Annotated in this window: 12 protein-coding genes; 4 read left to right on the forward strand and 8 right to left on the reverse strand. The window is 65.0% G+C overall.

Annotation, left to right across the window (positions count from 1 at the left end; genetic code table 11):
- On the reverse strand, positions 1-219 hold a 219-nt coding region (locus WCB02_RS06030; protein ID WP_423956924.1), incomplete at its 3' end, for a LysR family transcriptional regulator.
- A gap of 95 nt (positions 220-314) precedes the next feature.
- On the opposite strand from WCB02_RS06030, the gene WCB02_RS06035 reads away from it, so the two are divergent.
- From WCB02_RS06035 to WCB02_RS06045, 3 genes are all read left to right on the forward strand, one after another.
- A complete protein-coding gene (locus WCB02_RS06035) occupies positions 315-992 on the forward strand; it encodes an RraA family protein (RefSeq protein ID WP_423956925.1) in 678 nt (225 codons plus the stop codon).
- 235 nt (positions 993-1227) lie between these two features.
- Positions 1228-2541 (forward strand): MFS transporter, encoded by a 1314-nt coding sequence (locus WCB02_RS06040; protein WP_423956926.1) that lies wholly within the window; start codon positions 1228-1230, stop codon positions 2539-2541.
- Positions 2542-2618: 77 nt separating this feature from the next.
- Positions 2619-3650: an amidohydrolase family protein gene (locus WCB02_RS06045; RefSeq protein WP_423956927.1), complete on the forward strand. Its 1032-nt coding sequence runs from the start codon at positions 2619-2621 to the stop codon at positions 3648-3650.
- Between the two features lie 63 nt (positions 3651-3713).
- On the opposite strand, the gene WCB02_RS06050 is transcribed toward WCB02_RS06045, so the two are convergent.
- Positions 3714-4550, reverse strand: a complete 837-nt coding sequence (locus tag WCB02_RS06050; RefSeq protein WP_423956928.1) for a dienelactone hydrolase family protein — start codon at positions 4548-4550, stop codon at positions 3714-3716.
- Positions 4551-4722: 172 nt separating this feature from the next.
- Between WCB02_RS06050 and WCB02_RS06055 the strand changes: the two genes are divergently transcribed.
- Complete coding sequence (locus tag WCB02_RS06055; RefSeq protein ID WP_423956929.1) at positions 4723-4950, forward strand: DUF2093 domain-containing protein; 228 nt, start codon at positions 4723-4725, stop codon at positions 4948-4950.
- A 23-nt stretch (positions 4951-4973) separates the two neighbouring features.
- Here WCB02_RS06055 and lpxK read toward each other — a convergent pair whose 3' ends face one another.
- The 6 genes from lpxK to WCB02_RS06085 form a co-directional block, all read right to left on the reverse strand.
- The gene (lpxK, locus tag WCB02_RS06060; RefSeq protein WP_423956930.1) at positions 4974-5999 is read right to left on the reverse strand and encodes a tetraacyldisaccharide 4'-kinase; all 1026 of its coding nucleotides are present in this window, start codon (positions 5997-5999) and stop codon (positions 4974-4976) included.
- Entirely contained in the window at positions 5992-7296 is a 1305-nt protein-coding gene (locus WCB02_RS06065; protein WP_423956931.1) for a 3-deoxy-D-manno-octulosonic acid transferase, read from the reverse strand. The genes lpxK and WCB02_RS06065 overlap by 8 nt, the downstream gene beginning before the upstream one ends.
- The gene (locus tag WCB02_RS06070) at positions 7289-8005 is read right to left on the reverse strand and encodes a lysophospholipid acyltransferase family protein (RefSeq protein WP_423956932.1); all 717 of its coding nucleotides are present in this window, start codon (positions 8003-8005) and stop codon (positions 7289-7291) included. Before WCB02_RS06070 ends, WCB02_RS06065 begins: the two co-directional genes overlap by 8 nt.
- Positions 8002-8250: a DUF4170 domain-containing protein gene (locus WCB02_RS06075; RefSeq protein WP_423956933.1), complete on the reverse strand. Its 249-nt coding sequence runs from the start codon at positions 8248-8250 to the stop codon at positions 8002-8004. Before WCB02_RS06075 ends, WCB02_RS06070 begins: the two co-directional genes overlap by 4 nt.
- A gap of 60 nt (positions 8251-8310) precedes the next feature.
- Positions 8311-9108 carry a 3'(2'),5'-bisphosphate nucleotidase CysQ gene (locus WCB02_RS06080; RefSeq protein ID WP_423956934.1) on the reverse strand — a complete coding sequence of 266 codons (798 nt, stop codon included), beginning with the start codon at positions 9106-9108 and terminating at the stop codon, positions 8311-8313.
- Positions 9095-10356, reverse strand: a 1262-nt coding sequence (locus WCB02_RS06085; RefSeq protein ID WP_423956935.1) for a TldD/PmbA family protein, incomplete at its 5' end; no start/stop codon positions are given. The genes WCB02_RS06085 and WCB02_RS06080, both read right to left, overlap by 14 nt.

A 10356-nucleotide genomic window follows, 5' to 3' on the forward strand; every position in this document is an offset into this window, starting at 1 on the left:
CTGCAGCGCCGTTCGCGCATGATCGAGCAGCAGCTTGCCGGCCTGGGTCAGCGCGACGCTGTGGCGCGTGCGCGCCAGCAGCACGGCGCCGAGCTCCTCCTCCATCGCTTTGATCTGGATGCTGAGCGGCGGCTGCGAGATGTTCAGCCGCTCGGCGGCCCGGCTGAAGTTCAATTCCTCGGCGACCGCAACGAAATAACGCAGCTGGCGGAAGTCCATCGGATATTTCTCCAGGCTATCACCGAGCCCCCGAAATCATATTGGACGATATCTACAATCCCGTCCAGCTTGGCCCAAACGTCAGGGAGAGAAACATGGCCATCGGGTTGCGGGTGCTGCGGCGAACCAGGGCGGTCGACACCGCCACCATCGAGGCGTTCAGGAAAATTCCCGTCGCCAATGTCAGCGACGTGATGGCGCGCATGACCGCCGGCGGCCCGCGGCTGCGTCCGATGCATGCCGGCGGCGGCCTTGCCGGACCTGCCCTGACCGTCAAGACCCGTCCCGGCGACAATCTGATGATCCACAAGGCGTTGATGATCGCGGCCCCAGGCGACGTGATCGTGGTGGATGCCGGCGGCGATCTGACCAACTCGCTGTTCGGCGAGATCATGGCAACAGAGGCCGAAGTCAACGCCGTGGCGGGGCTTGTCATCAACGGCGCGATCCGCGACGCTGGCACGATCCGGCAGGGACGCTTTCCCATTTTCGCCGCCGGCGTCACCCATCGCGGCCCCTACAAGGATGGGCCGGGCGAGATCAATGTGCCGATCGCGCTGGACGGCATGGTCATCGCGCCCGGCGACCTGATCCTCGGCGACGACGACGGCGTGCTCTGCGTGCCGTTCGCCGACACCGCGGCGGTGCTCGAGGCCGCGCAGAAGAAGCATGCCGACGAGGAAGTCATGATCGCGGCGATCAGAAGCGGAAAGCGCGCCAAGGCCTGGGTCGATCAGACCCTGGAGCGGCTGGGCTGCTTCATCGAAACATGACGGTGCTGGCGGGGTCCAGTCACCGGCGCCTCGCTGCCGGCTGAGGCGCGGAAGATCCCGGCAGCCATCGATGCTCCGGCCGCGATAGCGCTGATCCTACCGGAGAAAACCGGCGTCGACATGCGCGCCATCGACGGCGGATCGGCGCCCGGTTTCGCCGGTCAAATGGGACCGGCGCGATCCAAAGCAAAAAATGCACTGAACAAACCAAAACAAAAGATACAGGGAGGCCCCGATGGACCAACAACTGGAAACCAGCACCATCAATCGCATCTACTGGCGGATCATCCCGCTGTTCTTTGCGATGATGTTCTTCAACTATCTGGATCGCATCAATATCGGGTTTGCCGGCTTGCGCATGAACCATGATCTGGGTTTCGGGCCGGCCATTTTCGGGTTCGGCGCCAGCATCTTTTTTCTCGGTTACATGGTGCTCGAAATCCCCAGCAATCTCATGCTGCACTGGGTCGGCGCACGGATCTGGCTGGCGCGGATCCTGGTGAGTTGGGGCGCGGTGGCAACGGCGATGGCCTTCGTGTCGGGTGACTGGAGCTTCTATCTGCTGCGCTTTGGCCTCGGCGTCGCGGAGGCAGGGTTCATGCCCGGCGTCGTTCTCTATCTGACCTACTGGTTCCCGGCGCGTTATCGCGCCCGCGCGATCGCGGGCTACATCATCGCCGGCGGCGTTTCCGCGGTTCTCGGCGGCCCCATCTCGACGACCGTCATGACCTACTTGGATGGGCTCGCAGGCCTCCACGGCTGGCAGTGGATGTTCATCGCCGAAGGCGTTCCAACGATCCTGCTCGGAATTTTCACGCTGTATTACCTCACCGATCGTCCCGCCAACGCCGGTTGGCTCAGCCCGGCGCAGCGCGACTGGCTGCAATCCGAACTCACGGCCGAAATCGCCGAGATCGAGCGTCATGGACCGGGCCGGCTGATCGATTCCGTCAAGGACCTGCGCGTATGGCTGCTGGCTGCGCTGTTCGGCTGCGCGCTGGTCGGCATTTACGGCATGTTCATGTGGCTGCCGCAGATCATCAAGAGCATGGGAACGCTGACCGACATCCAGGTCGGATTTCTGTCTGCGTTGCCGCCCCTGCTCGGCATCCTCGGCACGATCCTGATCAGCCGCAGTTCCGATAAGAGCGGCGACCGCAAGCTGCATCTGGCCGGGGTCTATACGCTCGGCGCGGTTGGCATGCTGGCCAGCGCCTACGTACAGAATCCAGTCTTGGCCTATGTCTGCTTATGCATTGCCGGGCTGGGGCTCAATTCCGGCAACACGTTGTTCTGGAGCCTGAACGCATCATTCATGACCGGGATTGCGGCCGCAGCCTCGATCGCCACGGTGAACACCATCGCCCAGTTCGGCGGCCTGATCGGCCCCTGGCTGATCGGCCTGGTCAAGGAACAGACCGGAAGCTTCTCGCTTGCCCTGGTGACGATCTCCGCTTTTCTGCTGCTCGCCGCGGTCATCGCCGCCACCATGCGCGTCACGCCTAAATCAGGATCGGAGCCGGATGCCGTCTCGCTTCCGGCGGCGTGATCATCGCGCGAGCCGCGGCCGCGGACGCGCTTGCTTTCCGAACCTGACCCCGCTCCACTTCGTAAATGAGGACGTCCATGATCATCGACTGCCACGGCCACTACACGACTGAACCCGACAAGCTCCATGCGTTCCGGGACCGCCAACTGTCGGCGCTCGCGGACCCGTCGCGGCGGCCGACCGCGGCGAATATCGGCATTGGCGACGACGAAATCCGCCAAAGCCTGGAAGGAGCACAGCTCAAGATCCAGCGGGAGCGCGGCACCGACGTGACGATCTTCTCGCCGCGCGCCTCCGGCATGGCCCACCATGTCGGAACTGCCGAGATCAGCCGGGAATGGACCCGGATCTGCAACGACCTGATTCACCGGGTCTGCACGTTGTACCCGCGGAATTTCGTCGGGGTGTGCCAGCTTCCGCAACACCCGGGCGTGTCGCCCGCCAACTGCATCGAAGAGCTCGAGCGTTGCGTCAACGAACTCGGCTTCATCGGCTGCAACCTCAATCCGGATCCGTCCGGCGGCTACTGGACCGACCCGCCGATGACCGACCGCTGGTGGTATCCGTTCTACGAGAAGATGGTCGAGCTCGACGTGCCCGCCATGGTCCACGTCAGTTCGTGCTGCAACCCCAATTTCCACGCCACCGGCTCGCACTATATCAACGGCGACACCACGGCTTTCATGCAATTCCTGACATCGAAGCTGTTCAAGGATTTCCCCAGTCTCAAATTCATCATTCCGCACGGCGGCGGCGCGGTGCCCTATCATTGGGGCCGTTATCGCGGCATTGCCCAGGATATGAAGCTTCCGCCGCTCGCGGAGCATCTGCTCGGAAACGTCTTCTTCGACACCTGTGTCTATCACCAGCCGGGTATCGATCTGCTCACCAAGGTGATCCCGATCGATAACATCCTGTTCGCGTCGGAGATGGTGGGCGCGGTGCGCGGCATTGATCCGGAGACCAAACATCACTACGACGATACACGGCGCTACATCGATCAGGTCGCGGCCCTCAGCCCGGAGAATCGCGGCAAGATTTTCGAGGGCAATGCCCGCAAGGTGTTCGCTCGCCTCGATGCCTATCTTGATCGCCGGAGCAAACTCTAGACCCGAACCGGAACAGGGCCCTCTTCATCTGCGCGCGGCGGAGCGAAGCGGTCGCTCCCTGCTTCACCGCGCCAGCCATTCCGTCACGAGCTTTTCCGCGTCGGCACGCGCCTCGGGATCGGTGCCGAGATGGCCGTGCTCCGGCACGGCCGCATCGGCGTTCGCGGCGATCGCATGCAGTGGCAGGTTGGGGCGGTCGAAATCGTGATAGGCGCCGGGATAGACCACCATCCGCGTCAGCGCGCTGCGTCCGCGTGCGCCGTCGACCATCTGGCGGCAGGCCGGCGGCGACGCGACGTCGTCCTTGGCTCCGATCAGCAGCAACGTCGGCACCCGCGCGCTCCAGCCCAATCCGGCGGACACGCGGCAGTCCGGATAGAACGCGATCGCCGAGCGGAAGTCGGGCTCGGCGCTGCGCGTGGACAATTGCGGACGCACCGCCCACAACAGCGCGCTGGCGCCGCCCGCCCATCCCATCAGGCTGATGCGGCTATGCACGGCCCAGGGCTGCTGCATCAGCCATTTCCGCGCCGCCGTGATGTCCTCGACCCGCTCGCTCCGCGCGCGCACCCTGCGCTCATCGACGCGGCATTGCGGTCCGAGCCCGCGCGAGCCGTAACTGTCCGGAAACAGCACCGCCTTGCCATCTTTCAGCAATTGCTCGGCCCAGTCGCGATAGCGCGGCAGCACCAGCTCGGAACGCCCGACCAGCCCGCCACAGCCATGCAGCGCGATCACGGCGGGAAACGGGCCCTCCCCCTCGGGCTTGTAGAGCAAGGCGTGCAGGGTGGTATTTCCAGCCGGAATCTCGACCTGCTGCGGCGCCGGTATTGACGCGGCCGCCGCCGGGAAAGCCCCGGCCAGGAGCATCAGAAACACGAGGGCTGACAAGAAGCGCATCGGTCTTGCGGAAACATCATCGAGCCGGGAGCGACCCATCCGTGGAGAAGCTAGCATGCGGCAGTGCACGCAAAGCATCACAAATCGGTGGGTTTCGCCAGCGGACAGTCCACCCTATGTATGCTAGATTGAGCAATGGCCCCGAGAACGGGTCTTCATCGGAGCATTAACCGTGCTGAATAAATTCGGCCCTTCGGGCCATGGCGAAGCGCAGGTGCAATATCTGGATGGCGATTTCCGTGTGATCTCGCCGGGGACCTACGTGCGCTGCGCGGTGACCGATGTCCGGATTCCGCTCGATGAGCTGAAATACTGGAGCGTCGATCTGCAGGAGGCCTATGCGACCCCGACTGCGGTGCTGCAGCGACATTTTCCGCGCGCACTCGGCGCAATGGCTTGAGCAGACGGATTTTCCGGCCGGCCTCAGCGCCCCCCGAATTTTTTCTCGCGCGCGGCAAACAGCCGGTCGGCGAGCAGCTTCCGCAGCCGTTCGACATGTTCGAATTGCAGCGTCACTGCAAATGGCACGACTTGGCGCGCCCACGCTGGAAGCTCGTTGTCCGCCCGCAGCCGCGCCAGGTCTTTTTCGGTCGTCACCAGCGTGAGCCCCTCGCGTTCGGCAGTCGTCGTCAGCTCTTTGGTTTCGTCCGGCGAAAACCGATGGTGATCGGCAAAGGCCCGCTCGCGGACCACGTCGATCCCGCTCGCCCGCAACGTCCTGAAGAAGCGGCCGGGATCGCCGATCCCGGCAAAGGCGAGCACCGGCTTTCCCGAAAGTCGCGTCACCGTCGCAGCGTCTGCCTTGAAGCGGGCGGACAACACCTGCCCACCCCGCGCGCCGATCGCGGCCGCAATGGCCTTGCTCGCGCTCCCCTCGCCGATGATGATGAGCGCATCGGTGCGTGCCAGCTGCGGCGCAAGCGGCGCGCGCAGGGGACCGGACGGAAACACCCGGCCGTTGCCGACGCCGCGTTCGCTGTCGATCACGATCAGCGAGGCGTCCTTGACGATGGCGGGGTTTTGAAAGCCGTCATCCATCAGGATGACGCTGGCGCGCTGCGATCGCGCCATGGCGACGCCATCGATGCGGTCGTGCGCCACGACAACGGCAACGCGCGACGCCAGCATCAGCGGCTCATCGCCGACGTCGATGGCGCTGTGCCGTGCTGGATCGACCAGCACCGGCCCGCGCAGGCGTCCGCCATAGCCGCGGCTGAGCACGACCGGCGTCTCCTCAAGACCGCGCAGGATATCGGCGAGTGCCAGCACGGTCGGGGTCTTGCCGGCGCCCCCCAAATGATAATTGCCGACACAGAGCACGGGAACGCCGGCGTCGAACCCCGTGCGCTGCAGGCGCAGCGCGGCGACCGCGCCATAGAGCGCGCCGAGCGGCCAGAGCAGATGCGACGTCCACGATGATGGCCTGTGCCAGAAGGCCGGCTCACGCATTCGCGGCTCCCATTTCCAGCCGCAACTGCAGAAGATAGGGCTCAAGCGCCGTCAGCGTGCGCTCCAGCGCGCCGCCGAGTTCATTGACGACGCCCACGGCGGCCGCGACGACGGGCTCGCGCGCGGCCGGGTCCGCCAGCAACAGCGCGATCTGCCGGACCAGCGTCTCCTGCGTGTCGGCCTTGCGGGCGCCTCCCGCGCCGTCGAGTGCCTCGTAGACGTCGGAGAAATTGAAGACATACGGACCATGAACGATCGAAGCGCCGAGCTTGACCGCCTCGATCGGATTCTGTCCACCATGAGTGACCAATGATCCGCCCATGAACACGATCGGCGACAGGCGATAGAACAGCCCCAGTTCGCCCATGGTATCGGCGACGTAGATATCGGTGCCGGCGACCGGCATTTCCTCGCGCGAGCGCAACGCCGGGCGAAGCCCGGACGCGGCGATCATGCGCGCGATCGCAACGCCGCGATGCGGATGCCGCGGCACGACCACGGTCAGAAGCCCCGGAAAGTAGCCGGCGAGCGCCCGATGTGCCGCGATCAGGAGCTCCTCCTCGCCTGGATGTGTCGAGGCCGCGACAATGACCGGCCGGCCGCGGGTCAGCGACATCAGCCGTTCCAGCTTGGCGGGATCGGCGGGCGGCGCGGGAACGTCGAGTTTGAGATTGCCGGTCGTGACCACGTTGCGGCAGCCGAGCGTGGCAAAGCGTTCGGCGTCGGCCGCCGATTGGGCGAGGCAGACCTCGAAACTGCCAAGCAGCGCCGAGATCGTGTGGGAGACCCGGCGCCAGCGCGGGAAGGAACGCGGCGACATCCGCCCGTTGATCAGCACCATCGGCAGCCGCCGCGCCGCGCTCGACAGGATGAGGTTGGGCCACAGATCGGATTCGATGAACAATGCCAGCGAAGGGCGCCAATGATCGAGGAAGCGCCCGACGTAGCGCGGCGAATCATAGGGCACGTATTGGTGGATGATGTCGGGCGGGAACCGCTTGGCGACGATCGCCGCCGACGTCACCGTGCCGGAGGTCAGGAGGATGCGGAGGTTCAATTCGCGCAGCCGCTCGATCAGCGCGGCGGCCGCCAGCACCTCGCCGACGCTGGCGCCGTGAATCCAGACCAGCGGTCCGAGCGGCCTCGTGTCAAGGCTCAGCCCGCGACGCTCGCCGATCCGCGCCGGATCCTCCTTGCCGAGCTTCAGCCGCCGCTTGATCAGCGCCGGCGCCAGCGGCACCATCGCCGACGACAGGCTGCGGTAGACGCGCAGCGTCATCGGCAGCGTATCAGCCATGGTCTGCCCCTTCCGGGCGGCCGACGATCGCATAAGCGCGCCGGCTCGCTTCGTTCAGCGTCTCCTCGAGATCGAGGCGCAATTTCTCCATGGTCGCGGCATCGGCATCGGGCGGAACATTGATCTCCTTGATTCCCACCAATGCGCCGCGGCCAAACGGCAGATTGATGGTCGTGCGGTCCCAGTTCTTCAACCGGATGAAGCGGCTCGTCACCATCGCAAAGGGCATGATCGGTCGTCCCGATTCTCTCGCCAGCATGATGACACCGAGCCCCGCGACGCGCGAGCGCTTCGGCACGTCGGCCGTCACCGCGACATTATAGTTCTCCGCAAGCGCGCGAACCATCTCCTTGAACGCGCCGACCCCACCCTTGCGGTTGAACGCGGAGCCATGATCACCGGAACCGCGAATGGTGCCGATGCCGAGCCGTTCGGCGGCGATCGCGTTGAACTCGCCGTCGCGATGCCGGGAGATCAGGACCTTGGCGCGGTAGCTGGCCTTTCGCTTGATGAACGGCGCCATGAAATGCTGGCCGTGCCAGAACACCAGGATGCCGGGCATCCGCGGCTCGACCAGCTCATAAATGTTGGCGGGCTCGAAGGTGAATCGGTTGGTGAGCCAGACCAGGCGCAGAAACTCGGCCGCGAGAAAACCCACAGCACGCTGCAGCCAGCTGCTGCGCAGCGCGTTACGAACCAGACTCTTCAATGGCCGGATTTCGGGTCGTGAGCAGGGTCGAGCAGCCGGTGCAGATGCACGATGAAATAGCGCATGTGAGCGTTGTCGACGGTCTGCTGCGCCTTGGCCTTCCAGGCCGTGTAGGCGGCCGCATAATTGGGAAACACGCCGACGATCTCGACCTGATCGAGGTCCTTGAACGTGTTGTTCTCGAGATTTGTCAGTTCGCCGCCCATGACAAGGTGGAGCAATTGCTGCGGAGCACTATCTGGCATGATCATTTTTCCTCAGGAGGGTGCCCGGCAGGCGTCCGTTGCGTCAGGCGCAGGAAGGGTTCAGGACAGCGGACGACCACGAAAATATGCGACAATGCTCGCATGACGATCGCGTCCCGCAGCTACCAGTACCCCGTGCGCCACGTCCCGGCGATTATAGAGAATCTCATCACCGGAAAGCGCCGTCATCCTACCATTCGCTTCCTGCACGATCAAATTCGCCGCCGCAAGATCCCAGTCGCGGCTCTGGCCGCCGGCGAACGCGGCATCGAGGCTGCCTTGCGCGACCCGGCAGAGCCTGAGCGCCAGCGATCCGATCCGCGGATGCAGGGTGATCTCGCGGGATAAGGGGCTGAGGCGCTCGACCAGCGGCTTCGGACCGGCAACGCGGGAAAAATCCATCTCGGTGCCGGCCGTGGCATGCACCGCACGTTCGTTGCGCGTGGCGCCTTGGCCACGGATCGCAAAGAAAAACTCGTCACTGGCCGGCGCGTAGACCGCGGCGAGCACCGGCGAGGCGCCTTGCACCAGCGCCACACTCACACACCAATCCTCGCGCCCGGCGAGATAGCCGCGGGTGCCGTCGATCGGGTCGACGATCCAGACCTGGCGTTTTTCGAGACGGACCTGGTCGTCGGCGCTCTCTTCCGACAGCCAGCCATAATCCGGCGTGGCCGAACGCAACCGCGCCTCCAGGAGATCGTTGACGGCGATATCGGCTTCCGATACCGGCGACGAGGCGCCTTTGGTCCAATTCTTCAATTCGGTGCGAAACAGCGACAGCGCGAGCGCGCCGGCTTCCCGCACGCTGTCCTTCAATAGATCGGCGTCGCGCGTGACCGGATCAGCGTCCGCCAAGTGTCAATCCCTCGATACGCACCGTCGGCGCATTGACGCCGTACCGGAATTCCAGGTCATTGGCCGGGACCATCGATTTGAATATCTCGAGCAGATGTCCCGCGATGGTGACTTCGCTGACCGGATAAGTGAGCTTGCCGTTCTCGATCCAGAAGCCGGACGCGCCGCGACTGTAATCGCCCGTGACGCCGTTGACGCCGGAGCCGATCAGGTCGGTAATGTAGAAGCCCTGCTTGATGTCGCTCATCAATTCGGCCGGCGTCGGCTCGCCGGCTGCCAGATGCAGGTTATACGGACCGGGCGACGGCGATGACGAGACGCCGCGATGCGCGTGTCCCGTGGTCCTGAGGCCAAGCTCGCGCGCGGTGGCCGAATCCAGCAGCCACGAGGTCAGGACGCCGTCATCGATGAGCGCGAGCCTCTCGACCTTGACGCCCTCGGCATCGAATGACTGCGAGCGCAAGCCGCGCTTGCGCAGGGGGTCGTCGATGATGCGGATATTCTTGCCGAACAGTTGAGCGCCCATGCGATCCCTGAGGAAGCTGGTCTTGCGCGCAATCGAGGCGCCATTGATGGCGCTGACGAGATGACCGACCAGCGAGCCCGACACCCTGGGATCGAACACCACCGGCACCTTGCAGGTCTCGACCTTGCGCGGATTGGCGCGGGCCACCGTGCGCTCGCCCGCCTTGCGGCCGACCCGCTCCGGCGTCTCGAGATCGGAGGCGTGCGGCGCCGAGGTGTAGTCATAGTCGCGCTCCATACCGGTGCCTTCGCCCGAGATCGCGGTCATCGAGATACCCTGGCTCGAGCGCAGATAAGAACCGTGGAAGCCCGAGCTGGTGACAAGCACCATGCCGCCAATTCCGGCCGACGCCGAGGCGCCGCCCGACTTGGTGACGCCCTTGACGGCGAGCGCCGCGGCCTCCGCCTCCTGGGCGCGCCGCTCGAGCTCGGCCACGGATGGGATCTTCGGATCGAGCAGATCGAGCTCCGGAAATTCGCGCGCCAGCAGCGACGGATCGGCCAGACCGACATATTTGTCGTCGGGCGCGACCTTGGCCATCGCTACCGCGCGCTCGGCGAGCCGCGCGACGCCGTCGCCATTGACGTCGTTGGTGGACACCACCGCCTGGCGCTGTCCGACCAGCACTCGCAATCCGACATCGTCGCCTTCGGCGCGCTCGGATTCCTCGACCCGGCCGTCGCGCACCTCGACGCCCTGCGAGACGCCGCGCACCGCGACGG

The organism is Bradyrhizobium sp. (genome assembly GCF_049581145.1).
Taxonomy (GTDB): domain Bacteria; phylum Pseudomonadota; class Alphaproteobacteria; order Rhizobiales; family Xanthobacteraceae; genus Bradyrhizobium.

What these genes read in the sequence shown, in the direction of transcription:
- WCB02_RS06035 (WP_423956925.1), top strand. Translation starts at nt 315, where the DNA reads ATGGCCATCGGGTTGCGGGTGCTGCGGCGAACCAGGGCGGTCGACACC.
- WCB02_RS06040 (WP_423956926.1), top strand. Translation starts at nt 1,228, where the DNA reads ATGGACCAACAACTGGAAACCAGCACCATCAATCGCATCTACTGGCGG.
- WCB02_RS06045 (WP_423956927.1), top strand. Translation starts at nt 2,619, where the DNA reads ATGATCATCGACTGCCACGGCCACTACACGACTGAACCCGACAAGCTC.
- WCB02_RS06050 (WP_423956928.1), bottom strand. Translation starts at nt 4,550, where the DNA reads ATGCGCTTCTTGTCAGCCCTCGTGTTTCTGATGCTCCTGGCCGGGGCT.
- lpxK (WP_423956930.1), bottom strand. Translation starts at nt 5,999, where the DNA reads ATGCGTGAGCCGGCCTTCTGGCACAGGCCATCATCGTGGACGTCGCAT.
- WCB02_RS06065 (WP_423956931.1), bottom strand. Translation starts at nt 7,296, where the DNA reads ATGGCTGATACGCTGCCGATGACGCTGCGCGTCTACCGCAGCCTGTCG.
- WCB02_RS06075 (WP_423956933.1), bottom strand. Translation starts at nt 8,250, where the DNA reads ATGCCAGATAGTGCTCCGCAGCAATTGCTCCACCTTGTCATGGGCGGC.